The 24,683-nt window shown below is 58.7% G+C and carries 23 protein-coding genes and 1 pseudogene; 9 read left to right on the plus strand and 15 right to left on the minus strand.

Annotated elements, in window-relative coordinates; translation table 11 throughout:
• Position 1 precedes the first annotated feature (1 nt).
• From ACVTFQ_RS28790 to traA, 3 genes are read right to left on the minus strand one after another with little or no spacing between them, the layout of a single operon-like run.
• Complete coding sequence (locus ACVTFQ_RS28790; protein WP_470424361.1) at positions 2-1,168, minus strand: conjugal transfer protein TraB; 1,167 nt, start codon at positions 1,166-1,168, stop codon at positions 2-4.
• A complete protein-coding gene (traF, locus tag ACVTFQ_RS28795) occupies positions 1,158-1,724 on the minus strand; it encodes a conjugative transfer signal peptidase TraF (protein WP_470424362.1) in 567 nt (188 codons plus the stop codon). Before traF ends, ACVTFQ_RS28790 begins: the two co-directional genes overlap by 11 nt.
• A complete protein-coding gene (gene traA, locus ACVTFQ_RS28800) occupies positions 1,721-5,302 on the minus strand; it encodes a Ti-type conjugative transfer relaxase TraA (RefSeq protein ID WP_470424363.1) in 3,582 nt (1,193 codons plus the stop codon). The genes traF and traA overlap by 4 nt, the downstream gene beginning before the upstream one ends.
• 253 nt (positions 5,303-5,555) lie before the next feature.
• Here traA and traC point away from each other — a divergent pair, with 253 nt between their 5' ends.
• The 5 genes from traC to ACVTFQ_RS28825 all read left to right on the plus strand — a co-directional run bounded on the left by traC (position 5,556) and on the right by ACVTFQ_RS28825 (position 10,502).
• Positions 5,556-5,828: a conjugal transfer protein TraC gene (gene traC / locus ACVTFQ_RS28805; protein ID WP_111564245.1), complete on the plus strand. Its 273-nt coding sequence runs from the start codon at positions 5,556-5,558 to the stop codon at positions 5,826-5,828.
• Positions 5,829-5,832: 4 nt separating this feature from the next.
• Positions 5,833-6,045: a type IV conjugative transfer system coupling protein TraD gene (traD, locus tag ACVTFQ_RS28810; RefSeq protein ID WP_470424364.1), complete on the plus strand. Its 213-nt coding sequence runs from the start codon at positions 5,833-5,835 to the stop codon at positions 6,043-6,045.
• Entirely contained in the window at positions 6,035-7,987 is a 1,953-nt protein-coding gene (gene traG / locus ACVTFQ_RS28815; RefSeq protein ID WP_470424365.1) for a Ti-type conjugative transfer system protein TraG, read from the plus strand. The genes traD and traG overlap by 11 nt, the downstream gene beginning before the upstream one ends.
• 538 nt (positions 7,988-8,525) lie before the next feature.
• Positions 8,526-8,759: a DUF2171 domain-containing protein gene (locus ACVTFQ_RS28820; protein ID WP_111564242.1), complete on the plus strand. Its 234-nt coding sequence runs from the start codon at positions 8,526-8,528 to the stop codon at positions 8,757-8,759.
• Positions 8,760-8,834: 75 nt separating this feature from the next.
• The gene (locus ACVTFQ_RS28825; protein WP_470424366.1) at positions 8,835-10,502 is read left to right on the plus strand and encodes an FAD/NAD(P)-binding protein; all 1,668 of its coding nucleotides are present in this window, start codon (positions 8,835-8,837) and stop codon (positions 10,500-10,502) included.
• Here ACVTFQ_RS28825 and ACVTFQ_RS28830 read toward each other — a convergent pair.
• The 8 genes from ACVTFQ_RS28830 to ACVTFQ_RS28865 all read right to left on the minus strand — a co-directional run bounded on the left by ACVTFQ_RS28830 (position 10,499) and on the right by ACVTFQ_RS28865 (position 18,315).
• A complete protein-coding gene (locus tag ACVTFQ_RS28830) occupies positions 10,499-11,242 on the minus strand; it encodes an MOSC domain-containing protein (protein ID WP_470424626.1) in 744 nt (247 codons plus the stop codon). The genes ACVTFQ_RS28825 and ACVTFQ_RS28830 overlap by 4 nt on opposite strands.
• 662 nt (positions 11,243-11,904) lie before the next feature.
• Positions 11,905-12,114, minus strand: a complete 210-nt coding sequence (locus ACVTFQ_RS28835; protein WP_111564239.1) for a hypothetical protein — start codon at positions 12,112-12,114, stop codon at positions 11,905-11,907.
• A gap of 217 nt (positions 12,115-12,331) precedes the next feature.
• Positions 12,332-13,819: an alpha-amylase gene (gene amyA, locus ACVTFQ_RS28840; RefSeq protein ID WP_112437018.1), complete on the minus strand. Its 1,488-nt coding sequence runs from the start codon at positions 13,817-13,819 to the stop codon at positions 12,332-12,334.
• An 867-nt stretch (positions 13,820-14,686) separates the two neighbouring features.
• A complete protein-coding gene (locus ACVTFQ_RS28845; RefSeq protein ID WP_413397583.1) occupies positions 14,687-14,950 on the minus strand; it encodes a hypothetical protein in 264 nt (87 codons plus the stop codon).
• A gap of 447 nt (positions 14,951-15,397) precedes the next feature.
• Positions 15,398-15,892, minus strand: a complete 495-nt coding sequence (locus tag ACVTFQ_RS28850; RefSeq protein ID WP_283193910.1) for a lipocalin family protein — start codon at positions 15,890-15,892, stop codon at positions 15,398-15,400.
• 46 nt (positions 15,893-15,938) lie between these two features.
• A complete protein-coding gene (locus ACVTFQ_RS28855; RefSeq protein ID WP_111564235.1) occupies positions 15,939-16,490 on the minus strand; it encodes a hypothetical protein in 552 nt (183 codons plus the stop codon).
• Positions 16,490-17,518, minus strand: coding sequence for an SAM-dependent methyltransferase (locus ACVTFQ_RS28860; protein WP_111564234.1), 1,029 nt, complete (start codon positions 17,516-17,518; stop codon positions 16,490-16,492). Before ACVTFQ_RS28860 ends, ACVTFQ_RS28855 begins: the two co-directional genes overlap by 1 nt.
• Positions 17,515-18,315 carry a DUF1295 domain-containing protein gene (locus tag ACVTFQ_RS28865; protein WP_111564233.1) on the minus strand — a complete coding sequence of 267 codons (801 nt, stop codon included), beginning with the start codon at positions 18,313-18,315 and terminating at the stop codon, positions 17,515-17,517. Before ACVTFQ_RS28865 ends, ACVTFQ_RS28860 begins: the two co-directional genes overlap by 4 nt.
• Before the next feature lie 152 nt (positions 18,316-18,467).
• Between ACVTFQ_RS28865 and ACVTFQ_RS28870 the strand changes: the two genes are divergently transcribed.
• Entirely contained in the window at positions 18,468-18,839 is a 372-nt protein-coding gene (locus tag ACVTFQ_RS28870) for a DUF2147 domain-containing protein (RefSeq protein ID WP_470424367.1), read from the plus strand.
• Positions 18,840-18,902: 63 nt separating this feature from the next.
• On the opposite strand, the gene ACVTFQ_RS28875 is transcribed toward ACVTFQ_RS28870, so the two are convergent.
• A complete protein-coding gene (locus ACVTFQ_RS28875) occupies positions 18,903-19,082 on the minus strand; it encodes a DUF3309 family protein (RefSeq protein ID WP_112437015.1) in 180 nt (59 codons plus the stop codon).
• 298 nt (positions 19,083-19,380) lie between these two features.
• Here ACVTFQ_RS28875 and ACVTFQ_RS28880 point away from each other — a divergent pair, with 298 nt between their 5' ends.
• The 3 genes from ACVTFQ_RS28880 (at position 19,381) to ACVTFQ_RS28890 (ending at position 21,657) form a co-directional block, all read left to right on the plus strand.
• Complete coding sequence (locus ACVTFQ_RS28880; RefSeq protein ID WP_111564230.1) at positions 19,381-20,193, plus strand: DUF1206 domain-containing protein; 813 nt, start codon at positions 19,381-19,383, stop codon at positions 20,191-20,193.
• Positions 20,194-20,368: 175 nt separating this feature from the next.
• Entirely contained in the window at positions 20,369-21,238 is an 870-nt protein-coding gene (locus ACVTFQ_RS28885) for a TIGR02587 family membrane protein (RefSeq protein ID WP_111564229.1), read from the plus strand.
• A gap of 8 nt (positions 21,239-21,246) precedes the next feature.
• Positions 21,247-21,657: a TIGR02588 family protein gene (locus ACVTFQ_RS28890; protein WP_112437014.1), complete on the plus strand. Its 411-nt coding sequence runs from the start codon at positions 21,247-21,249 to the stop codon at positions 21,655-21,657.
• A 631-nt stretch (positions 21,658-22,288) separates the two neighbouring features.
• On the opposite strand, the gene ACVTFQ_RS28895 is transcribed toward ACVTFQ_RS28890, so the two are convergent.
• The 3 genes and pseudogenes from ACVTFQ_RS28895 to ACVTFQ_RS28905 form a co-directional block, all read right to left on the minus strand.
• A complete protein-coding gene (locus ACVTFQ_RS28895; protein WP_111564227.1) occupies positions 22,289-22,768 on the minus strand; it encodes a pyridoxamine 5'-phosphate oxidase family protein in 480 nt (159 codons plus the stop codon).
• 197 nt (positions 22,769-22,965) lie between these two features.
• A pseudogene (locus ACVTFQ_RS28900) lies at positions 22,966-23,190 on the minus strand (DJ-1/PfpI family protein); the annotation flags it as partial.
• 358 nt (positions 23,191-23,548) lie between these two features.
• Complete coding sequence (locus ACVTFQ_RS28905; protein ID WP_111564226.1) at positions 23,549-24,457, minus strand: hypothetical protein; 909 nt, start codon at positions 24,455-24,457, stop codon at positions 23,549-23,551.
• Positions 24,458-24,683 lie beyond the last annotated feature (226 nt).

The raw sequence follows: 24,683 nt of genomic DNA on the forward strand, positions 1-24,683 counted from the left end.
ATCAGATGTTGAAGGACATGACGAGAGGTTTATCGAACAGCCGTGCCCAGGCTTCTGTGCTGGCGCGCTGAATGGCAGTGATGGAGGTTCCTTTCGTCCACCAGTCGTTTCCAACGGCTATGACGAGATCCGGGTCATGAAGCATGGACTGTAAGACGGGCCAAATAATCAACTGCTCATAGCAGATGAGCGGAGCGACGCGCTTGCCGCTGACGGACACGACGGGATTTGCAAAAAAGTGTGCCCTTGCTCCGCCGGGTCTTCCGATCACTGGCAACCAAGGTTGCCACATCGAGCCCGGCACGGGCATGCGTTCCCGATAAAGGATCTCGCTTTCGGTGGCCGACACGCGAACAAGCACGTTGTCATATCCTTCAGCATCGACGACGGCCGCGCCGGCGATAAGGTTCAGATCTGTGCCGGTAAGCTGCTGCTGCCAAAGGTTTTCGACCGACGGCGTCCAGAACCCGAGAGCGCTTTCAGGCAAGAGCATGGTGGCGACGTCCGGCCGACGCATTAAGCGCAACGTTGCAACCAGGTCACTATGCCGAGCAAGACTGGTATCGCGACCGAGACTATTTCCGAGCTGCAGGTCGACGCCTTGCCAGCTCCACCGTATGTCGGGAGCGGTCCAAGATGCGGCGGACCAGAGCCAGAAACCTACGAGGGTCACGGCTGCAGCCGGTCTATATCGCGTCGTCATGAACGCAAGACCGGCTGTGACTGCCGCAAGCCCAGCCCAACCCCATCCTGGAAAAAGAATGCCTGCCGAGGTGATCGGTTGAGCCCATCCGACAATCCCGAAGGGCGGTATGGCCATGAGCACCATCGCGATCGCATATCGCAAGGCTCTTTTGCAGCCGGATTGGCGTGACCACAGCGCCGCGTGCACGAAGACGAAGCCGATCGATGCGACAAGCCACAAGATCAACCCTGGCCAGATATCCGATTGATAGAAGGCAGCCACACCTTGCGGCAAGCCGCGCGAGGCTGCCAGAAAATAGGCTGCCGATAGGACGCCTGCAGCGCAGCGACTGCGTGCCATCGACCACAACGCCGGAAATGCTACAGCTGCGGGAAGCGCCAACAGATGTCCGCTCCAAGCTATACAACCGATCGCGGCAGACGCCAGAACGAGGGCAAGTTGTTGGAGCCAATCAGGGCGCATAGGTAAGCACCTCCTTTGCGAGCCCGAGGACACCGGAGGCTGGAACCGGGCCGAAATACCGCGAATCCCAGGACCCTGGGAATGGCGAATGCAGAAAGACGAAACCGGACGGAACCGTCCCGCCCTCATATGGATGCAACAGTCGCCCTTGGCCGTCACGAGACACAAGGTTCGAGTTGGCAATCGGCCGTCCATCGATCGTGACGGCGCCCGCGATCTCGATGCGCTGCCCGCCTAGTGCAGTCACCGTTTTGATCAAAGGGCCAAAGCCGCCCGGGCACAGGCCCGAGCGAAGGTAGCCTCGCTCGAATCCTTCCAAGATGGTGTCGGTCTCTGGGGGGCAGACGAATACCATGTCGCCGACCTGAACCGGGCGATCGAGGGGTGCGACACGCCAAAGGCCGAGCGGCTCGCTGGGCGTGGTATTGATCCGAAGGCCACCAATGACGCCGCCGATAGTTACTGCGAGCGTAAGGCTGCATGAAACCGCGAGGAGAGCGATGGCCGGGCGCCTTTGGCGTCCGGCTGCCGAGGCAGGGGTCAGGTGAGACATCATTTCAGCGACAACCCTTTCGTCTGGGTTTGGCGCATGGTTTCCGCCTGCTTGAGCGCCACCGCTGTGCGTTCATGCGCGGCCAGTTGCTGGACGGTACGGATCGTGTCCCAGGCGGAACGTAGTTCATTCTTCTGGGCCGGCTGCATTCCCGCCGACGCCGCCTCGAACGCCTTCCCGTCCGCCGTCGTTGCCGCGAGTGGCAGGAAGGTTCGTTCTCCGAAGCGCTCCGACACCGACTTGGCAAACCCCTCGAGTTCGGCCTTCACTTGTCTGTCCGCGAGGGCAAATTCAAGACCGGCGGGTATATCGTTTCGATCGATGGCGTCGCGCACGCGCTCGAGCACTTGCCTTGCGGACGCGGAGAGGGCAGGGATATCGAGCGAGAGCTTGGTGCGCACCGCGCGCTCCTCCTCCTCATAGCGGCTGGCAACGTCTGCCCGTTGCGCGATGAAGCCCCGCAGATCGCGGGCAAGGGCTGGCGCGTTGACGAGTGCTGTATCGCGCGCCTGCTTCTCGGTGCTGCCGGCAAACAGGCCGGTCTTGCCCTTCAGCACGCCAAAGCTTTCCGGCCGTTCGGCAATCCGCATAAGCGTCGTTGCCGCCAATGTCCCGTTCGTCAGCATGGCATCGACATTGACCGCCTTGAAAGCGGCCCGAGGATCCGCAAAGACGTAATGGAAGCGAGCAGATACCGCCGACCAGCTGTCCTTCAGGACGGGGTCGGCCGAGAGCCTGTCTTCGACCGCCTGAGCGATCGATCTGGGGAAGGTCGTCGTACCTGAGACCATGGGTTCTACCTCCTTGATTGCGGACGACGTCGATGCTCTCGACTTGGCTCCGCCAAGGCCAAGCTCCACTGTCGCGGCGGCAAGGCGTGCGCCAAGCTCGGCGAGCCTCGACGATTGACGGACGGTCCATTGCAGCCGGTCGTGCGCGATCGTGCGGGCGACATTCATGAGATGGAGGCCACGTGCCTCGGCAAATCGCAGCGCCGCGCGATAGTGCGAACCGTCCTGATAATCGAGCGTTGTTTCCTTCGATCCGGCCCGCGAGAGCCGTTCATGGAGGCTTGCCATCGCCAGCTCCTCGATCGGCACGACCTTCCAGGAATTCCGGTCGACCTCCTTGCCATTTGGAAGCGTGACGCGCTGGGATCCGACGTGCTTGAGGCCAATGCGATCACCGATCTCGGCTTTCGCTTCATTCATCGCCCGCGCGAGATCGACACCCCAGATGGTGCGCTCCTGGTCATCGGCATGGCCGAGCGTCACATAGTAGCTGTCCCGGTTGCCCGGCTTGTGATCGTAAGGCGCCATGCCATGACCGATCAGCACGCCGCCGCGCCGTTGCGCGAAGTCTTCCAGGCCGACATAGAGTTCGGCCGTCTCGCGGTGGCGGGTCATGGCGACATAGGAGAGATGTCGGTCCAGCGTGCTCGACGCCAGCACCTTGACGCGATCGACGGTGGCGCCCTGGCTCTTGTGGACGGTGGTGGCGTAGCCATGATCGACATTGGTGTAGAAACGCTGCTCCACCACGACCTGGCGCCGGTCTCCGCCAATGCCGATCTCAGCCACGATCTGTCCTGGCCGGGCCTCGACCACACGCGCCAACATGCCGTTCTTGACGCCCAGCGATCCTTCATTCTTCAGGAAGACAATCTGATCGCCTGCCGCGAAGTGCCTCGTGCCGTCTTGCGTCCTGAACGCATGACCGGCCTCGATCACGCCTCGCTCGACCAGCTTGCCGCGAGCCATCTCGTTCAACAGCCGCACATCGACGCGGCGATGGGCGAGGATCAGGGTCGCCTTGGCCGGATCGTGTTCGCGGTCCCAGTCAGCGATCAAGGAGGAGATCGCATCGTCCCTGGACCAACCGGTCCGCACCCTGTCGCGCCGCGCATAGGCGTCGAGCGCGGCCGAGACGTTTCCGCGCGCCAGATCGAGCGAGGCATCGCGCATCCATTGTTCGCGCTGACGGTAGATCGTGCCCAGTTCGGCATAGCCGATCCGATCGGCAATGGCGCGGAAGGCGGCCCCGGCTTCAATCGGCTGAAGCTGCTCGGGATCGCCGACCAGGACGAGCTTCGCACCTGATGTCGTCACCGCTTCGACGAAGCGCGCCATCTGTCGGGAGGAGACCATGCCGGCCTCGTCGAGGACGAAGATGGTCTTGTCATCAAGCCGGTCTCGCTGCTGATCCCATCGCAGCTCCCAAGCCGAAAGCGTACGGGAGGCAATGCCCGCTTCCTTCTCCAAACCTTCGGCCGCCTTACCCGCAAGCGCCCCGCCGACCACCCGATATCCGGCAGCCTCCCAGGCTTCGCGCGCCGCCTTCATCATCGTCGTCTTGCCGGCGCCGGCGCGGCCGATCACGGCGGCGATCCGCTCGGGACCAGTGACATGTTCGATTGCCGTCTTCTGCTCATCCGATAGGCGGTCATGCCGGGAAAAGACACCGTTAAGGACCGCTGGCTTGACGGCGTGAGAGGATCGCCGCGACAGCCAGATCGACTGATTGACCATCTGGGATTCAACGCGGATCAGCTCCCGTGTCGTGTACTTCGCCGCTGCCCTGACGCCGGTGACAAGATCCATATGCTCACGTTCAAGCCGGAGCGTCCGTGGGCTCCGCAGGATCCGCGCCATCAGGTTCTGGAAGACGGCCGCATCGTCGATATAGCGATAGAGGATCTTCGCGACATCGCGTTCCTCGAAGACGCTTTTCTCGCGGGTGATGAGGTCGAGCACGATCTCCGGATCGCGCTGGATCCGCCGGGCGTTCTCCGCGCGGCGTTCTTCCTGCAGTTCCAACCGCTCGAGCGCGACCTTCTCCTCCGCTCCCTCAGCTTTCCTCTCGATCGCCTTGGTCCCGACGCCGAGATGGATGGTCGGTGTCAGCTCGATCCCTTGCCTTTCGAAGGAGCGCCCATCGATGCGGATATCGAGACCGGCGAGCGCCAAATGCTGGTTCTGGAGCGCGAACCATCCATCGCGAAAGGCGTTGAAGTCGTCGGCGCCACCGGCCCAAAGCTCATAGACGATCTTGCCGGCATCGTTACGGAGAGGATCGCCCTCAGCTCCCAAGACCGCGACCTTCTTGGCGCCGAACCCGTCCTCGGTCAGCGGCCGCAAAGTGGTCATGAGATGGATGTGCGGATTGCCGGGAGCATCGTGAAACACCCAGTCGGCGACCATGCCCCTGGCGGTAATATGCCGTTCGACGAAGTCGCGGACGAGGGCGATGTTCTGATTGGCGTTGAGTTCCATCGGCAGGGCGATGGTCACATCCTTGGCAAGCTGCGCATCGCCGCGCTTCTCGAAGGCCTCGACCTTGTTCCAGAAGGTCTCCGAGGCACCTGAGACCGAACGATCGGCGATCATCTCCCGCAGCCATTGCGGCGCGTCATCGGGAACGACGAACTCCTCATGCAGCAGCCCTTGCTTGCGGGAATAGTCGATCGTCCTGGCTTCCCGCTCGAATTCCATCTTGGCGCAATGTCGGTAGGCCGCCGACAGCACGGCGCTGCGGCCGGAGCCGCGGGCAACGATGCTGACTGAGAAATGCGGGACCGCCACGACGATAACGAGCTCCTAAGATCGAACACGATCAGACTGTTCGTCGGGAGCGGAGGGCCCCGCCAGGGGCTGAAAGCAAGGCGTCGCGTCAGCGACGTATAATTGCGCCCTTGGATCCGCTCCTTCGGAACGGCGGGATCATTCGCCGAAAGCTGGCGCTTTGGCGAGGTGCAACATTGCACCTTTCCAGCGAGGGAAAATTCGGGGCAAGCTTCAGTTTCATCGGACTGAAAGCCACGAGGAACCGGCGCCCATGAAGAAGCCAACCGCCAAAATCCGGGAAGAGATTGCTCGCCTGCAGGAGCAACTCAAGCAGGCCGAAACACGCGACGCCGAGCGCGTCGGTCGGATCGCGCTACGTGCGGGGATCGGAGAGGTCGAGGTAGAAGAGGCTGATCTTCTGTCGGCTTTTGAAGAGGTCGCCGGCCGGTTTCGCGGAGAGACGAAACTCGCCCAGGGAGGCAAGCCTGCGACCACGCCGCCGAACGGCGTTGGCGAGGTTTCGGGCCAATCTGCGGAGACTTGAACGAATGCATAAGATGACAGCGAGCGAAGCCCGCAAGAAGGACGCGCGGGAAAAGATCGAGCTGGGCGGCCTGATCGTCAAGGCGGGCTTGCGGTACGAGAAACGGGCGCTGCTGCTCGGGCTTCTGATCGATGCAGGCGCGCGGATCAAAGCGGACGAGGCGGAACGAACCCGCCTGAGTGAACTCGGCGCGAAGGCATTTGCCGATGACGCCTAAGCGGATCCTCGTCGCCGCCATTCCAGCCGTGGCAATGCCGGCAATTGTGCTGTTCCTTCTCGGCAGCGAACGCTGGCTCGCCGCGTTCGGAACAACGGACCAGGCAAAGCTAATGCTCGGGCGGATCGGACTGGCATTGCCCTATGCGCTCGCTGGCGCCTGCGGCCTCCTGTTCCTCTTCGGAACCAGGGGATTGATCAATGTCAAGACGGCCGGTTGGAGTGTCGCCACGGGCGGCCTCGGCGTGATCGTCGTCGCGGCGATCAGGGAGGGATCGCGCCTGCTGGCATTCGCCGGCCAGGTCCCCGCGGGAAAGACGCTTCTGTCCTATGCCGATCCTTCGACCATAGCAGGAGCGGGCGCGGCACTGCTTGTCACGTTCTTCGCCCTGCGCGTCGCCAGGATGGGCAATGCGGCCTTTTCGCGAAGTGAGCCGCGACGAATCCGGGGCAAGCGCGCGCTGCACGGCGAGGCGGACTGGATGACGATGCAGGAGGCGGAGAAGCTTTTCGCGGAAGCGGGGGGCATCGTCATCGGCGAGCGTTATCGTGTCGACCGAGACGATCCAGCGGCGACATCGTTTCGAGCTAGCGAACCGACGACCTGGGGCAAGGGTGGCTCCGCGCCGCTCTTGTGTTTTGACGGCTCGTTCGGCTCATCGCATGGGATCGTCTTCGCCGGTTCGGGAGGTTTCAAGACGACGTCTGTCACAGTGCCAACGGCGCTCAAATGGGGCGGCTCGCTTGTCGTGCTCGACCCATCCAGCGAGGTGGCGCCGATGGTCATGGAGCACCGGCGCAAGGCGGGCCGGCGCGTCATCGTACTCGACCCGAAGAACGCTGGTTCTGGCTTCAACGCGCTCGATTGGATCGGTCGGCACGGCAGCACCAAGGAAGAGGATATCGCGGCCGTCGCATCGTGGATCATGAGCGACAGCGGCCGCGCGACTGGCGTCCGCGACGACTTCTTCCGCTCATCCGGACTACAGCTACTGACCGCGATGATATCAGACGTTTGTCTATCCGGCCATACGGACGCGAAGCACCAAACTTTGCGGCAGGTTCGTACCAATCTGTCGGAGCCAGAGCCAAAGCTTCGCGCACGCCTGCAGGAGATCTACGACAATTCAGCGTCGGCTTTCGTCAAGGAGAATGTCGCCGCATTCGTCAACATGACGCCGGAGACATTCTCCGGCGTTTACGCCAATGCGATCAAGGAGACGCATTGGCTGAGCTATGCGAACTACGGCGCGCTGGTGTCGGGCTCGAGCTTCTACACCGAGGCGCTGGCCGATGGCGAGACCGACGTCTTCATCAATATCGACCTCAAGACGTTGGAAACGCATTCCGGCCTCGCGCGCGTCATCATCGGCTCCTTCCTCAACGCGATCTACAATCGGGATGGAGCGATCAAAGGCCGTGCATTGTTTCTGCTCGATGAGGTCGCAAGGCTCGGTTACATGCGGGTGCTGGAGACGGCGCGCGATGCCGGTCGAAAGTACGGGATCACGCTGACGATGATCTATCAGTCGATCGGCCAGTTGCGGGAAACCTACGGCGGTCGGGACGCGTCCAGCAAGTGGTTCGAGAGCGCCAGCTGGATATCCTTCGCCGCGATCAACGATCCCGAAACCGCGGAATACATATCGCGTAGGTGTGGTACGACAACGGTCGAGATTGACCAGGTCAGCCGCAGTTTCCAATCGCGCGGGTCGTCACGAACACGCTCGAAACAGCTCGCCTCCAGGCAGTTGATCCAGCCGCACGAAGTCCTGCGGATGCGCGCGGACGAGCAGATTGTGTTCACAGCCGGCAAAGCACCATTACGATGCGGTCGCGCGATCTGGTTTCGTCGTCCGGACATGAAGTCGTGCGTTGGGGAGGAAAGGTTTCAGCAGCGAGAGGCGAGCGCCGATGATCCGGTTTCGCCTGAACCCATCTGACCACGGGATGACAACGCGTTGCGATGATAGGTCCTGAGATGATCGCTAGAGTATCTTGAGCGGACCGCTACCTCTCACTTCAGGTCGGTCGTCATACGGTGCATCGACAACATGATCGTCGAATGAAGAAATACACAGATCGCCAGGCCGGATCCCCTGGTCCTCCATCTATTCAGACTGATGAAAGCCGGTAACTAGCTGAAGTTCAATCAGCACTCGGTTTGGGCGAGCCCTGAGCTTTGCAAGACAAATTCATACCGAGATGGTTTTCGCAGGCCCCATCCCCGTCGATGCTTTATCATTGACGCGCTTCGGGAATTCCGAGGCAACAGGATTGTATTGCGGACATTGAACTTTTGGGGCCGCTAGCGTGCCAACTCGACCAGCAGGGATCGAAACATTGCGATATTTCCAGTTTCTATCCACGGCCGGCGCAATGGCAGTCGAGAGCCCGACATGTCACCGTGGCTCCTTTGCTCTGGGAACCAAGCGAAGCAGTAGACGTTCACACCTTGCAATCATATCAAGGAGAAGCATCATGATCTCTGCAGAACAAGTTCGCGAGCATATGGAAGTCATAGGCGCGGATGGTGCTCATGTCGGTACGGTAGACCATATGGATGGCACGTCGCGCATCAAGCTAACGAAGTCCGACTCTGGTGATGGCCGCCATCACCTCATTCCCCTGGATTGGGTCGATCATGTCGACGAGCACGTCCATCTGACGAAGAACGCTGAGGATGTCCGCAGTCAGTGGTCTTCAGCCAACTAATTGTTTCAGGAGCCGTTTTCGAGCGGCTCCTTGATTGACTTCTCCGGCCCCCTTCATTCGAGACCGTCCACCCACATGCCAAGAGTTGCCATCATCGGGTCTGGACCCACCGGGATCTACACGCTCGCTGGGTTGATCTCCAGCGCCACCCCTTTGTCGATCACGATTTTTGAGGAAACACCCGATCCGGGTAAAGGCACGCCGTATCATCCGGCGGTCAACGACCGCGCGATGCTGGCAAATATCGCCAGCATTGAGATTCCTCGCATTGAGCAGACCCTCGTTGAGTGGCTGTCGTCGCGCGGTGATCCCGAGCTTCAAGAGCTCGGCATCGAGAGGTCGGGGATCGGCGAACGCGAGTTTTACCCTCGGATCGTTCTCGGCGAGTTCCTGGCCGCGCAGTTTTGGGCACTGGTGAACCGGGGGCTCTCGGGTGGCCACTCCATCGATGTGAAAACCAGCCACCGTATTCTCGATATCAAACTCGGCACGAATGACATATCGCTCGTATTCAAAAGACACGGCGGGCGGGATGCAACGATTTCTTTCGACCACGTCGTCATGGCCACAGGTCACGATTGGCCCGAGAACACGGAAACGTCGCCTGGGTATTTTGTGTCGCCATGGCCCGCTGCCGCGATCAAGAGGATTGGTGCTGTAAAGGTCGGTGTATTGGGTACGTCGCTTAGCGGTATAGACGCCGTGGTCTCCGTCGCCACCGCCCATGGCATATTCCTTCGGGACGACTCCGGAACCTTGCGATACGAACCAGATCCCATGAGCACAGGGTTCCATATCACCATGATGTCTCGCAAGGGTTTGTTGCCAGAGGCGGACTTCTATTGTCCGATCCCATACGAGCCTCTCAGGTTTTGCACTGAAATTGCCATACGACTGCTGATGGAGCAAAAGCGGGAGCGTCTCCTCGATGAGGTCTTCGAGTTGTTTCGGCGAGAGCTTGCAGCGGCCGATCCCAACTACGCTGCCAGTATTGGATTGGCCTTGGCCTCCGTGGAAGATATTGCCGACCGCTATTTTCGACCGCGACAGGCTGCGGACCCTTTCGTCTGGGCAGCGCAGAATCTGTCTGAAGCGAAGAAAAACAAAGAGGAGCGGAAGACCGTTCAGTGGCGGTACGCTATCCTCAACATGCATGAGGTGATCGCGCTTGCCATCCCTCGTCTGAATGATCGAGATCTGAAGCGCTTCCACAAGCATTTCAAGACGGTGTTTGTGGACGATTACGCGACGGTTCCGCACGAATCCGTCGAACGGCTCCTTGCCCTGCATCAGGCAGGCAAGCTGTCAGTGAAGGCGTTAGGCGACGACTACGACATTCGGCAGGATCGTGAAAAACCCGGCGCTGTCGTGGTTGTTGATGGAAATGACATCAGTTACGACGCCTTCATCGATGCCACCGGACAGCACGCTCTTTCCGCTTCCGACCTCCCGTTTCCGAGCCTTCGTCAACCCGGCGCGATCAAAAAGGCAGAGACCCACACGGCCGGAGCAAGCGCGAACGACGAAACCCGTCGGACAGGTGGAATTGAGATTGACGACAGTTTCCGACCCCGCTTGGAAGCTGGGCTGTCGAACAACCTCTACTGTGTCTCGGTCCCGTTCCTGCTGCACAAAATGCCGTTCATTCAAGGTATTACCAGCGCTCACGAAATGGGGAGCAAGGTTTCAGCGACGATTATCGATGCCGTGGCAAACTCAGAACTCCTCGTCCACTCGGCCTAACGCTCATCGAAGGAAATCGTGTCTCCAACGGAAATCACGCCCTCGGAATCGATATCTGCATACACACCGAAACAACGCTGACGCCTCTGGACAATCGTTCGCAGGATTTCGGGATCCTCGCACAGGTTAGTCTGCGCGATCATTGTCATTCCACAGCGTTTGGTTTTTTCGGTGACGGTGCCACGGCAGGCGCCCATTGCGATCTGGCGGCCAACCCAGTCGTTCTCGTCCGCACGAGTGTCCACGACGATGTTCGGGCGGAACCTGCGAACGTCTACGATCGCCTCGGGCAGGAGTTCAGATAGCTCCGAAAGGGATCTCAATGACAGCAAATGAACAGGGCTTGCCAGGTAGCGAGGAGACAATTTGATTTCGCCCACGTTTGTAAGAAGGCTACTCCCAGCGCGCCGGATCGCACACCGGAAACCGAACTGATCTGCCAAAGCGCTGTCTAACTCGGCATCATCAATCGTCATGGCCCAATCTTTCGAGGAGATCAGGACTCCCCTGCTCGTCACGCGGGCATCAAGCTCCAACGCGGGACGCCAACGGGCGATTTTTTCCGGCGCGGCTATCTCTCCCGAAACGAGGTCGACGAGAAGATAATCGCGATCGCCCCGAACGCCGTCGGATGCGAGCGCCAAGGTGTCAACCCGTTCCCCCCGCAGCGAACTGACAGGGTATCGCCACACCGCCTGGATTGTTGCCGCGAGCTCTATGGGGTGGCTCCTAAGATCCAGGCCGCGGGCGCGAAGGTGCCAGGTGGGGCGAGCGGCCGTTCGCGGACTATATCGTCAACGCCCTGGCGGACTGACTTATCTTCAGCCGTCCCAGCCGCCACGTCACCCATCGCGACTTCGGAGACCCGATGTGACATGCGAGAACCGTCTCCGCGGGCACGGCCAATAGGTCCGCGTTCCACAGCGCGACCAAAGGTTGCTGGCACGGGATCGGAAGCACGGGAGGTATCTTCGCGCCATTGTTCGAGAGCATCGCGATCGACAGGTTGCCGCCGGGACTTGTCAGAATAATACCAGCGATCGGCAAAAGATTTCATTGGCCCGCCATGTTTCTCTCTGTTTGATCGGAAAACAACCAATCGCGATTTCAGTTCCTCTGAAAGGCACAGGCGGGTCGGTCGAGGCGCACGTGAATGCCTGCGCTGGCTACGCTCGCCCCGCGATCCCGTCAAATGTTTAGCCCGAACAGCGCTATCATAGAAGTGTCGAAAACTTCGGCACTTCTAGCAAATTCTAGAGCACATTTGCATGGTCTCTTTTCCCTTGGCATTGCCCTGTTCTCGAAGAGATCATCGTGGGACGTGTCGGAATGGCCCTGAAGCTCGGTGGCGTGCTCCCCGGTCTTGCGCAAGACTGGTGGAGACTTGGTGTCCCCTATTGCCTCACAGCTGGATATCGGAGGCGATGGCTTGGAATGACGGCTTCCGGCGCTTTGCCTCCATCAAAAGATCGAGCTCCACGGATGATGGTCCAAAACGTCTGAATAGGTCTTCCGCGACCTTGCGATCCAGGACGTATTTTGACCGAAACTCTTCCAGGCTATAGGGTTTTCCCCGAAGGGCACGTTCACGCTCGAATAATTCGTCTTTCATCTTCTGCCTCCCTCAGTTGGCGACGAAATGTCTTTGGAGACGATTTGTTCCAAAAGGTCGCGGATCGAGATTAACGTCACCGCGTGCAGGTCCGGAAGAGAGAGATATCGAGGTATCCGCTGATGTAGCAGCGGCGCCTCCTGGATGCCGAGATATGTCGTACTCCCATTGATCGCCAACCAAAGCAGCTGTTCCCCAAGCCATTTTGCGGCGCCGCTCAAACAAAATCTTTCTGAACCCAGACGCTGACACTACCTGCATTCGTCGGGAAAATCGCGAGACCTTGGTCGTCGGTCGTCACCTCACCCGATAGGTGACCCAAGAAATCCACGAAGACGGATTTCGATAGGTTCGGGCCTAGGTCCATGGAGATCTCCCCTGCATCGCCGTTGGACATGACAACAACGCAACCCGGCTCTGTTTCGGTTCCCCGCCGAAGAAAGCCAATCACATGTGGGCTATCGAATTTATCAATCTGCGAGCCGTTGGCGAACCGCTGACGTGCCTCTAATAGCCTGGCCAAGCAGCCAATGACGGGCATTTCCACCATCTGTTCGCGACCATCTTCGGTGACGTCACTGTATGCCGCACCATACAAATCAGGATAAAAGACACACGGCGTGCCTTGCTCGCGCAGAAGGATCAAGGCGTAGGCGAGGGGCTTGAACCAAGGCTCGACGGTTGCCTCTAGTGACTGCAGGGGCTGCGTGTCGTGATTGTCCACGAGGGTAACGGCGTGGTCGGGGATGGACGATACGAGCGACCCATCGAAGATAGTCCGCATGTCAAAGTCCGCGCCCGCCTTGGAGGCGTCATGGAAACGGTGGTGAAGCGCGACGTCAAACAGCAGCAGCTGCTTGTCGACCCGCTCCAGATAGTTGGAGAGCGTGGTTATATCGGGGTGCCAATACTCCGCAACAACGAATAGGTCGGCGCCAATAGTGTCGCGCATGTGACCGACCCAATCCTTGAAAAACCAAGCGGGAATATGTTTCGCCGCATCCAAACGGAAACCCGCGACTGGAACCTGCTCGGAAAACCACCGCCCCCAATATTTCAGCTCCTCGTAGACCGCCCTGTTACGAAACTCGACGTCGGCTCCCATCAAGTAGTCGAAGTTGCCGAGTTCATCGTCGACCTCGTCGTTCCACTGCCCCTCGCCATACTCATTCACTAGCCGAAATACGCCGGTTTCATGAGGTTTCTCAATCAAATCCACGCCGCTGAAGCACTGCTTGTCCCAGACGAACCGGGAGTATTTTCCGTCTCTGCCAGGGAAGGTAAAACGCGTGTGGGCAAGCGCGCTAATTGACTCCTCCTCGATATTCGTACGGTCGAGTGGGTCGACGCGACGAACAATAACGCTTTCCTTTTCGTCCGCCCCCATCTTATGGTTCATCACGACGTCATGGATCGGCCGGATCCCGTGCTCGAGAAGAGCCTTGCAACCTGCTTCAAGGGCGGCCCGGTCTCCGTATTTTGTTGCCCTGCTCCCTTTTTGTTCGAACTCCCCGAGATCGAACAGATCATAGGTGTCGTATCCGACAGAGTCAGGCCCAGACGCCCCCTTATACGCAGGCGGCAACCAGGCGTCGGTGATTCCAATTCCTGCGAGATAGGAGGCCTTTTCACCAAGCTCCTTCCAGAGACTACCGTCCCCGGCCGAGTACCAATGAAAAAATTGGAACAGCGTGCGTTTGCTCATTAAGGCTCTCGTCTAAATTATGCTGATGAAGATCGGCACGGACAATGGAATTGACGATACAATCCACTGCCAGCTACCCTATTAACGACACTTCGCGGGGAAGTGACAGTTTGTAAGCAACTCCTGAAGCGTCGCGAATGGGCCGAACAACGATCGAAGGTCTCGTCTTTGCCGCTCGTCCAAATCGTATCGGTTGGCAAATTCTTCCACCCGCAGGACTTGCCGAACTCCGGTGGTTTCCATGCTCTTGATTTGAAAATGATTACTCAACGTCCCCTCACAAAATTGCGCGGAAGAAATGTACATCGCGGCAATTGGTTCCATGAGCGCCAGCGAGAATTTCGGTCCAAAGCGTCCTCATCGTTTCCATGGCTTTACATGCTGATCGGACGGTCCCAAGACGATTCGATACCGAGGTAGGCAGCCTGGGGTTATCGAGCCTCGCCGCCGGCTTCGTCATGGATTCAGTGGGGGCAGTCCCGACGATAGAGCTGGCAACCGGTACGCGGCCAGCGCGCGAACGCCGCTGTCCACGCTGTGCTTCGCTCGAAATCTTTCGAGCCAAATCGAGCTCAACCCCTCGCTTGAAACCTCGCCATCTTTCTTCATCGGGAATCTCCTCCGCTCCTGAAACGTAACGTTGGCCCTCGCGGGTTCCGGATGGATGCGACACCGCGGAGATCGCCCGCGGCAAAAAGATAACTGTCTGCAAATCGAACTAGGCCACGCGTCCAGACGGGGCAGCACGGCCGGTGGCGTTGCCCGCGTTTTGAGCGAGTAGGATTGGTCAGAAGGGCATTCGCTCCTTCTTGAATGGAAGGATCGTCCGGCTTGACAGGAAGAACGATGTCGACATGGTGTCCAACTTCAGTCCAAGCTTGCGAGAAAGTACCAGTTGGCGTGGACATTCGGTGTCTCCATGCATCCGAACGTGATCACCGGCGGGCTGGTACCGCCGCCGGCGGAATCGAGGCCTTTTCCATGCACTTCCGCGGCGCTGAGTTCTGCGAGGTCAGGGTCAGCGCCCTGACGGGCGAAATCCGCGTATAGCGTTCTCTCGGCTCCTTCGACGCCGGCCAGATCCTCAACGCCAAGACGACCGCCAGGCAAGTGCGGCATCGTGATGGGCATTGGGCTAGCGCTCACCATAGAGACAACAAAAGGACTGGCCGGATGTTCAAAGCTTCGCTCGCCGAATGTCATGTTCCAGCAGAGCGAATGGATGTTCCGACGATCGACATCCTCCGCACTAACACGCCCGATCCGCAGGCGCCATCAGTGCTTGTTGTATTGGCGAGATAGGCATGACGGGGGTCGGGACGGCGGTCGCAAATCCCCAATACACTGCCACCTGTATTCCAGTGCGAGACCTGCCCATCATCCTAGGTAAAGTGCTCCCGGATGTGCCAGGAGTGCCTAGGAGACCCTAGCACGCGATCGGGCAACGAACAGGCAGCCCAGTTGTTCTGACTGCCTGCGCATCGCCATGAACTGGCGGCGGGGCCGCTGTTCCCTCAGCTGGTTCGCCGCTCCGTTATTTGAGTCCGGAAGATCCGAGCTTGTCGAGATTCGCCACCATCAAGGCCCAGACTGCGCGGGAAACTCAAGCTTTCTGACATCATAGCCGAGTTGGCTCGCCTTGCGGATCATCACCTTCAGTTTTCCTTTCGATGGCACGGCGCGCGCGTAGATCCAGAGGTTTTGCATCTTTGGATCGGCACTGATGAACCACGCCTTGTCGGGGGATTTGTAAAGGACCCAATAGTTGAATGTAATGAAGAAGGGGTAGCGTACCCGCATCTTGGCATTGCCGTGCCCGAGGTCGAGGATCCTTCCATCGCCATCGACGGTCTTCAGTCGTCCGCCAGGGGTGCCGACGCGGCAACCGTCTTCCACCTGGATCTCGCCTGGCGCTTTTCCAGGCTTGTAGGTCGAGTAGCCCGCAACGCAGCCGTCGGTCAGCCACATGGGCCGGCGGCCAATCTCAAGCCATGTTCCACGATAGTGGTCCATGCCAACCGCGACGGGCTGCGGCTCTGCTGAGGCTGAAAGGGCTGGGCTTGATAACGACATCAACGCGAGTGCCGCGGCAAAACACCAGCGAGAAATCTTATGCATACTAAGCTCCCTTTCGTTGTCGTTTGATCGGTTGGTCTGATATCCCCGCATAGCGAAGGGCTATAAACGCCAACAGGCTGGCGACGGCGAACGCATTCAGGTTGAAGAGGGTCGCGAGTTCGGGTGCAGTCCAGACATGCAGCGGTGCACCGATGAAATTGCGCGAGAAGACGAACACGGCAAAGACAAGCACGGCCATGCCGCGCTGCCACCACTTTTCGTGTGCTTGGAAAGACAGCGCGACGAGCATGATGCAGGCGGCGAAGTACAATTCCGTGCCCGAAGCGGAACCGAAGAGTTTCGTCTCAAACAAGGTGTCGAACGTGCCGATCAGCGGCAGCGCGATCCGCGCCGCCAGTGAAGATCGCCTGGCTACGAACGGGATCGCCAGGAAGAGGGGCGCTGAGAGCAATGTGCCAAGCGATGCCGCCACGCCATTGCCGACCAGATACCAGACGTAGACAGGATAAAAGGGCTTGTTCAGCACGATGACCCAGACAATCGTCACGGTCGCCTGGGTGATTGGGTCGAGCTGTTTGGCTGCTTCAGACATTATGTGTTCGGCGCCAGCAGATAGTGGCCGACACCCCAGACATCACCCTTATCATGCCCGAACAGGCCTGCAGTCGACAGGAAAAACAGCCGCCAACGGCGAATCCAGAGGGGTGCATCCCTGCCATACACCTTTGCAAGGATTGGCCGGATGCGATTGATGTCGCGGTCAAAATTCGCCAGCCAGTCGAGTGCCGTCCGCCGATAGTGCGTTCCCGACCAACGCCATTCCTGCTCCACCTTGAACAGATCGCCGAACCGATGCGGCAGGTCGTGCGCCGGCATGATCCCACCGGTAAAGAAGTGCTGGGCAATCCAATCGGACGGGTCGTTGGGATCGAACCTGTAGGAGCGATCCTTGTGGGTGAAGACATGCAGGAACAGTCTGCCATCAGGCTTCACCCAACTGCGGATACGTTCGAGAAGCGTGCGCCAGTTGGACATGTGCTCGAACATTTCCACGGAGACGACACGGTCGAATTTCGCCTCCGTGGTGAAGTGGTTCATGTCGGCGGTGATGACGTCAAGGTTTGCCAGACCTTCCCGCCGTGCGAGGTCAAGAATATGGGCGCGCTGCGAGGCCGAGTTCGAGACGCTTGTGATGCGCGAATTAGGAAAGCGCCGCGCAAGATAAAGCGAAAGCGAGCCCCAACCACAGCCGAGCTCCAGGATCGTCATGCCGTCTTCGATCGCAGCATTCGCGACAGTGTCGGCGAGCGCCAGGAATTCCGCTTCCGCGAGCGTCGTATCGGGCGTCGGATAAAGGCAGCAGGAGTATTTGCGCTGCGGGCCAAGCGCTACCGCGAAGAAGTCGGCCGGCACCTCATAGTGCTGGCGATTGGCCTCATCGGTGTGGGTTGCCACCGGGAAGCGGTCCATGAGCTGGACGAAGTCGCGTTCGGTATCCGCCGTCGTTGTCGCGAGCTTGCGCTTGGTGCGCGCGCAGAGAAAATCGATGCCTGCCAGTGTCATTGCGTCAGTAAGCGGCGCGCGCTCGGCAGTGTTGATGGCGAATGCCAGCATGTTCATTGTTGATCTCCTGGAAGGGTGGATTTGCGAGGACCTGGGAAGAAGGCGTTGACCCGGCGTTGCAGGGCACGGAATTTGTCGCCGCGCGAGCGCAGCATGTGCTCTTCGAGAGGTGGAACGCCGGAGACGTGAACCAGCAGCCAGTACATCATGAGTGGCGCGAGCAAGGACAGCCAGTTCCATATCGATCCAGTCGACGCAAACAGCGGCCAGCAACACCAGAAAAGCCACTCGAAGAAGTAGTTTGGATGGCGCGAGTACCGCCAGAGCCCGACCTCACAGACTTCCGTCTTTGCCTCGGGCGTCTTTCGGAAGCGGGCGAGCTGGACGTCGGACAGGGCTTCGCCGCCCAGCGCGACGATGGCGAGCAGCATGGCCAGAGCGTCGATGGCGCCTGGAAACGGCCGGTCATTGGCTGCGGCGAGATAGACGGCCAGGACGAGGACGAACGCGGCCAATGCCTGTATCTGCAGGAAGACGAACAGCCGCCAGGCTGCGCCGTCGCCCCAGTCTTCGATGAATTTCGCATAGCGAGGATCTTCGCCACCACCTGTGGTGCGCGAGCCGATATGGCTTGCGAGCCTTAGTGACCAGGCGCAGATCACGATCAAGAGGGCGACACGGCGGTTGAAGTCACCACCGGCGAACGAGGCAGCGACCACGCCTCCGACACCCACGGCGGCCGACCATATTGTATCGATCCACCCACTTTGTCCGCTGCTGCGCTGTATCGCCCACGCGCCGGCCATGGCCAGCGATAGCCAGATAGCAACCGAGACTAGAAGGAAAATACTCATTGGCCTACCCGAGCGCGTCGACGTCTTTGTTTACGGACGTCATGCTTCCTCGGTTTAGACCGTCCGGATAAATTTTTCGGATCTGCAAGGCTTGATGAAACCGTTCACCACTACCTCTCGTATCGATATCAACCCGAGATAAGGATCCGAACATGAGTGCAAGGATAGTCGCCGCGATCACGTTGACCTTCTGCGTGATCGTTCAGGCCAACGCCGCCGAAATCGATGGCCAATGGGCGCGAGGAGACGGAAACGCCAAGGTTCGAATTGGTTCGTGCGGATCGGAAATATGCGCCACCAACACGTGGATCAGGCCAGGAACTCCGAAGGAAAAGGAAGGAGACAAGTTGGTCATGTCCATCAAGCCTGGAGTCGATGGTGTTTATACCGGCACGGCCTTCGATCCGCAGCGTGATATGACTTACAAGCTCACGGTGACGGTACGGGGCGACAGGATTACCACCAAGGGCTGCGTCCTAGCAGGGCTCCTTTGCAAGGGTATTGATTGGCGCCGTGTCCCGTAAATGCTATTTTCATTGATCTGGGACCCGCGCGAGAGGCGCGGGTCCGTCGACTGCCACAAGGGCTTAGACAGGTGGTGCGGCACCGCCGTGCAGCGTGCCGAACAGCCATAGGATGATCAGCACGAGGACGACTAAACCCAGGACGCCGCCCAAGCCTCGGCCCCCGTACCGCCCGTGAGCGTAGTAGCCCCCGCCGCCTCCGAGCAATACCAAAAGGATGACAATAATCAGCAAAGTACTCATGGTGTTAAACCTCTAGTCGAAAGATATACGTCGGTTCAACGCCGGTAACGCCGTCGGAGTTCCGACGACGTTAAAAATGTTTAGCCATCCGTCTCTCGGTTCGCCATTTCCCAAAACCCTAACGGCGAAACGAGCCGATGTTCAGAGCTGGGTAGTCGTTAAACAGTTCCACGCGTGTTGACGTGAAACATGAAACATTTTGGGAGGCCATTGTGGCCTGATGCGTTTGCGCCGTGGACTGCTGATGCGGAACCTAAGCGCTGGCCCACACGTTCTTCAAGGCGCGGGAGAACAGTCGATGAAACATACGGGATTTGCTTGGTTGGCTCGATCTGGATACGGTGCAAGGGGTATCGTATTCCTGCTAGTCGCTGGACTGGCTACATTTTCGAGTTTCGGCGGCCGACAGGCTGACACAAAGTCGGCGCTGGATGTGCTCCTTGGCCAATGGTTGGGGACAATCTGGCTCACATTGATTGCCCTTGGTCTTCTTGGCTTCGTGGCGTGGCGCCTCGCGCAGTCCTTGGCGAACGCGGATGGCCACGACGCTAGCTTCAAAAGCTATCTGGTCCGTGCCGCTCTTTTTGGCAGCGCAGGCACTTACCTAGGTTTGGCGGCCTACGCGTTTCAGAGTGTGGTAGGGATGGGGTCGAGCCATGGCGGTGGGGAAGATAGTTTGGCGGCGTGGGCGATGTCTCAGCCTTTTGGCCGCTACCTAGCGGGCGCGATCGGCGTGGGGTTTCTCATTGGAGGCGTCGCAACGGCGGCGAAGGGCATCTCGCGGCGATTTGAGCGTTATCTTGATCTTGGAGAGAATCGGCCCTTGATCTTGATTTGCGTATATGGGCTCATATCTCGCGGCGTGGTTTTTGCCATCGTGGGCATATTTTTCTGCTATGCCGCCGTGACAGTTGATGCCAGTCGGGCAGGCAGCATGAGCGACGCGCTGAATTGGATTAGGCAACTGCCTTTTGGCCGCGTGCTTTACCTTCTCGTGGCAATCGGTCTAGCGGCCTTCGGTATCTATAATCTTGTCGAAGCCCGTTATCGGCGGGTAAAGTCGCCATCCGTCGCCGATCTGCGAGTGGGGTGGCACGAGCTTCGTCGCTAGTGTTTGAGCATCATCTTCCACGCGTGACAGGGACAATGAAGATGGCAACGTTGATGTCAATGACCGCGCTGCTTTACGCTGCTCTCGCGCTCCCGAGGCCAACGCGACTGTCAACCGTGGCCGCCCTCTTCCTTAAAGGGGCCGCGTCGGCGTTTGGACGGTGGAACTTAATATCATGAATAACGCTCTGGCTCCACGTTCAACTGCGAAGGATTTCGACCTGGGCAAGTTTCTTGCCGGCATTGCGAGAGGAATCGCCGGCGCGCTTCTGTTCGCTTTACCCATGCTAATGACCATGGAGATGTGGGAGCTTGGGTTCTACATGGACCGAACAAGGTTATTGATCCTCATGGTCCTCAATATTCCTTTGCTTATCGTCTTATCGGACCGCGTCGGTTTCGAACAGACCACAACGTGGCTTGAAGCGATGAGGGATGCAAGCATTGCCTATTGTCTTGGCATATTCGCGAGCGGCCTCATTCTCGTGGCGATCGGTGTTGTAACCTCCGATCAGGCGCCTCACGAAATCATCGGCATGATCGCTGTGCAATCGGTCCCAGCCAGCATTGGCGCGATGCTCGGACGCAGTCAGTTGGGAGGGCAATCTCAACAGGGCGATCCCGATAGTGGCGATCCGCTGCGCGACCGGGAGACTAGCTATGCTGGCGAACTGTTTCTCATGGCTATTGGAGCACTTTTCCTGAGCCTGAATGTCGCGCCGACTGAGGAGATGATCCTTCTGTCTTACAAGATGACGCCATGGCATGCCCTTCTCTTGATAGTAGCTTCCGTCGCGCTCATGCACGGATTTGTTTACACACTTTCATTCCGAGGAAGTCATGACCTTGCCGAGGGAACACCGAGCTGGCATGCCCTCGTGCGCTTCACGATTCCAGGCTACGTCATCGCTGGAATGATTAGCGCGTTTTGCCTCTGGACGTTTCATCGCACCGACGACGTAGGGGCCACGCAAGCGTTGATGATGATCGTTATCTTGAGTTTTCCTGGTGCGATTGGCGCGGCGGCCGCCCGCCTGATACTCTAGAGGCCTAAATGACGAAAAACACCGGTCACGCAAATATTGAGACTAACGAGCCTCATTGGATTGAGTGGACAACCGGAACCCTATCCGCCTTGGTCATCCTGGCGGTTCTGATCTGGATTGGTAGGGACGCATTGATGGATCGCGACACTTCCCCAGACCTCGGCGTGTCCGTTCTTCAAGTGGAGGCACGAAGTAATGGGTTTCAAGTCCTATTCGAAATCCAAAATCGTTCGAGCCAGACCGCCTCGCAGGTAACGGTAAGGGGAGAGGTATTTGAAGAGCCTAAACTGGTGGAAGCGGCTGAGACGGTTACTGACTATGTTCCCGGCCATTCGAAGGCAGTGGGCGGACTTATCTTTAAAACCGACCCTCGCGGGAGGGCGATTTACATCAGGGCAATCTCGTTCAATTTGCCATAAGGACGATATGTTCGCTCGAGGTGGCATACCCTGCGCTGGATCAGCTGTATCAGCAAATTAGCCGCGACGTTCGCCTTTGGCGTGGTTTCACATGGCTCCGTCACCAGTTCAGCAGCGTCCCGCAACACCTCGTATAATAGGCCAAGGTCGCTGGGGTGCATATTGGCGATCATTTCGACCTCGATAGCTTGAAACCGCGAAAACGTTGGTTGGGACTTATGGTTCCAACTTTGTTCGTTAGCGTACAAACTTCGCGTCCAAATGAAAGTCGACCCCGCGCTTTCGTAATGCAAGCTTCCAAACCGCGTCCACCGCGCGATGGTCGAATCGGGGAACGCCGGTGTTCGATGGTGGCGGGGTCCGCCTGCGTCACGTCCCCGATCCACGCTACCGTAAGCTCCCGTGCCATCCCACCCTCAAGCGCGGTCTTTTCGCTATGGGGCTTAGCCGCTAAAAAGATGTTGAATTTCTCCATCTCGCCTAAAGGTGAGCGGCGCGTGAGGTTCGGGGTCACACCTGTCGCGCGCCATAGGTCAGCGTTCGGTTGATTCTGCCGTTGCGGCGCTTCACGTGTTTCGTCTCGAAAAGCGATGCTCTGGGACGCCGGTGAGGAGTCTTACGCGCTCCCTCATTACATATCGACTTTTTCATTGTTACCCATGTCAGGCTTAGCGCTGCCCAAGGCGGCGGCCGCCATCTTCATATAACTCACGATCGTACCGGGGCTGCTCCAATATTCAGCGAATGAAGGTGTGACCTTAAGAACGCGAATGGATGGGTCCTCGGGGCTATCCCACCATGCCTTGGCGGGCGTGGACCATAGTTCCTTAATGCGTTCGCGGTCATTGCTCACCTCCGCCGATCCTGATATCGACACGTACTTTTGCCCCTTGCTATCGGCGAACGCTAGACAGACATGCGGGTTACGCGCAATCTCTTCATCCTTGTGTCCGTCCACGTCAGTGAGAAAATAAAACGCGTTTTCCAAACGCTCGGGATGCGCGGCCATCGGGCGTGCGCGAAGTTCGTGTGATATTCGGGTCGTCAACATGCAGAAGCCGATCTTCTCGGCGAGATCCCAGACGTTGTCGAGGTTGTTGGTGTTTGCCATTCATTTATCTCCAAATTGACAGGTTAACGGCCAATGATCGTGGAAGTTCCTAGGGAGTGTGCGCTTCCGCTGAACCCGTGACAGACGGATGCTTGGCGTTGCGAGGCTGGCCGATCGCGGAACCGGACTTCGACCTCAAAGCTCGTCCTTGACCAGAGAGAGACAAACCGGCGAGGTGAGTGGATACGGTTCGGCAACTAAGCTCGATAAACCTGCCCGGGATGCTTTCCTTCATCGAATTGCTCGATAATCTTCGCGCAAAATGCTGGTAGGTCATGCGGCTTGCGGCTTGTCACCAGGCCCTGGTCGGTCACTACCTCCTGGTCAATCCATGTGCCACCCGCGTTTTCGATATTGGTGCGAATGGACGCATACGACGTCACCGTCCGCCCATTGAGGACATTGGCTTCGGCCAAAAGCCAAGGACCGTGGCAAGATGACCCCCACTGGCTTGGACCCGTTGATTACATCTCGTACAAAGGGCACCATCTGCGCGTTTGCCCTTAGTTGTCGGCACCTACCGTGCCCCCAGGGATGATCAGGCCATCGAAATCCGATGCCGAAACTTCGCTCACCGTCTTGTCGATTTTGTAGCTACCTCCTGGGCCGAGGTCGCCATTGTTTGTTTCCGCAGAGAAATCCACTTAAAGCCCGGCCGTCTGGCGTTTGCCGGTTCGCATCCGGAACAAGCATTGCTGGGATGCATGGTGGGGTTCATCAAACGTGCCATCGACAAAACGCCCCACATGTCGAGCCACCGTGGGGCGTCTTGAATCTCCATTACACGAGCGGTCCTCGACCCGTTAGTAAGATGTCTTCTTCCTCATCGCGCTGCCTCCCTCCAAAGGCGGCGGCGGCACTCGAAATAAAGGCGCCAATGAGGAGGGAGATCGACCCTACCAATGCCGTGGTTGCGGCAGCCTTTCGCGTTTTGTCCGCGGCGGCTTGCGTTGCAACCTTGGCGTCGTCAATTTGCTTCAATATCGTGTCAACGCGTGCCCGGGCGTCCGCCTCGGTCAACCCGGTACGTGCCGTGACGATGCTCGCGATGTACGCTTTGTCACCCTCAGGCACCTCGCCCTTTGCCGCGTCGTTCAAGAGGATACGTGAGACCTCCGCCGAAGCGGCTCCATCGTCGCTCGACGCATTCGCGCTGACGCGCTCCGGGCGCAAGAGGGCATCGGTGAAATAGGAAGTGGAGAGATCCGTCGCGGATGCTGAAGATGACGCGGCGGCCGTTCCCGCGGCACCGGCCGCGGTCGCCGCCGCACCGGCGGCACTTGCCCCCGCGCCGGCAAGAGACGTTAGGGATGATGTCAAAAAGCCGACCACGAACACGGTCGCCACGGCCCAACTGATAAAACCGTGGGCCGTATCGCGGAAGAAAACTTCGTCGGTATGGGCAGCCGTCCACTTGGTGCGCAGTCGTCCTGTAAGATAGCCGCCGAGAGCCGAGGAAAGCCACTGGACGACAACGAGCCAGATTGCGGCGGTTACACCAACCGCTGCCGCGGAGCTACTTTCTCCCGACCAAGGCGAAACCATGGTCAGGCCAACGCCTGACCCAAGCAGTAAGAGAATTAGCGTGGTGCCGACGGCCGCGAAGGCACCACCGAGGATAGGGCCCCAGGACACAGCTGACTTTGAGGATTCGACAGGAACGGCTTCTTGCACATCCGATAGAGACATCGTTGCCTCCTATCGCATGAATAACGCAAGAAGGATGATGATCGGCAATGGTACGCCGAGAAGCCAAAGTAGAATGCCGCGACCCATGATGAAATCTCCCATTAAATTAAGTGTTGCGACCGAGTAACGTCGAACTTGAGTGATCGTTCCCAAGAGTTAGCGGCGCGTGTGTAGCTTAATGAATTGAGATTGAAGGGCGTCAATGTATCACCGAGAGATAGCGGGT

Source organism: Rhizobium sp. O111, from assembly GCF_055616315.1.